Source organism: Flavobacterium solisilvae, assembly GCF_012911605.1.
Lineage (GTDB): Bacteria > Bacteroidota > Bacteroidia > Flavobacteriales > Flavobacteriaceae > Flavobacterium > Flavobacterium solisilvae.
Window position 1 is genome coordinate 1 of the sequence record NZ_JAAMPT010000142.1, and the last position, 465, is coordinate 465.

Genomic DNA, 465 nt, shown 5'->3' on the forward strand with positions numbered 1-465 from the left:
AACTGACTTTATATCCTTGAATACAAGCTTGATAACCTAATGCTGTACCTAAAAAACTTTTACCTACTCCCGTGCTTCCTGTGATTAATACATTTTGATTTTTCTCAACAAAATCGCATGCAGCTAATCGTAAAACTTGGTTTCTATCCAGATTGCGTGAAGCATCAAAATTGATGTTTTCAATATTGGATTTGTAATGGAATCGAGCGTTTTTTATGCTTCGCTCAATGCGACGATTGTGACGTTCATCCCATTCGGCATCAATGAGCATTGCGATAAACTGATCTAGCGTGTAATGGTCTGTTTTTCCACTTTCGATGGCGGTTTTAAAAGCATTATGCATGCCATAAAGCTTCATTTGTTTCATTTTGGTTGTAGTAATTTCATTCATAAGTATTTGGTTTTAATTTATTTGTAATAGTTTTTTCCTCTGATGTTGTTGTGATTGGGTAATTCAAATTCTTC

1 protein-coding gene is annotated in these 465 nt (G+C 34.4%); it reads right to left on the bottom strand.

Translation table 11 applies throughout. From position 1 onward, the window contains the following. Positions 1-391: ATP-binding protein (locus G6042_RS00655; RefSeq protein ID WP_169522353.1), on the bottom strand; the 391-nt coding region annotated here is incomplete at its 3' end. Between the last annotated feature and the right edge of the window lie 74 nt (positions 392-465).